The sequence below is a fragment of the Mesorhizobium sp. M7A.F.Ca.AU.001.01.1.1 genome (genome assembly GCF_004022735.1).
GTDB lineage: Bacteria > Pseudomonadota > Alphaproteobacteria > Rhizobiales > Rhizobiaceae > Mesorhizobium > Mesorhizobium ciceri.
In genome coordinates this window covers 1-415 of sequence record NZ_RZPF01001380.1, presented here as the reverse complement: position 1 = coordinate 415, position 415 = coordinate 1, and the positions used below count along the sequence as shown (strand labels likewise).

The 415-nt window shown below is 65.5% G+C and carries 1 protein-coding gene; it reads right to left on the bottom strand.

Annotated features, from left to right (window positions below; translation table 11 throughout):
• Positions 1-415: ABC transporter permease subunit (locus tag EN884_RS38285; protein ID WP_128361248.1), on the bottom strand; the 415-nt coding region annotated here is incomplete at both ends.

The window sequence follows — 415 nt, the reverse complement described above, 5'->3', positions numbered from 1 at the left end:
TGATAGATCAGCGTCGGCAGCACGAGATAGTTGGCGGGAATGCCGAGAAAGGCCGGAATGCCGAAATTGCCGACGCATGAGACGAAGGCAAGGGCAGCGGCCGCCATGATCGACGGCGTCATCAAGGGCAGCACGATGGTGACCAGCACGGTGAACCAGCCGGCACCGCCCGCCCGCGCGGCTTCGACCAGCTCGCGCGGCAGCTTGCGCAGCCCGGCGCGCACCAACAGGAAAACCAGCGGGCCATACTGCACGCCGAGCAGCAGGATGATGCCCGATGTCGAATAGAGCGGGTTCCTGGTACCGAGCGGCGGTGCCGCCCCGAACAGCTTGAGGAACGGGCTTGCCGGGCCGAACAATTGCAGCCAGGCCAGCGCCGTCACCTGCGGCGCGATCATCAAGGGCATGACGTAAC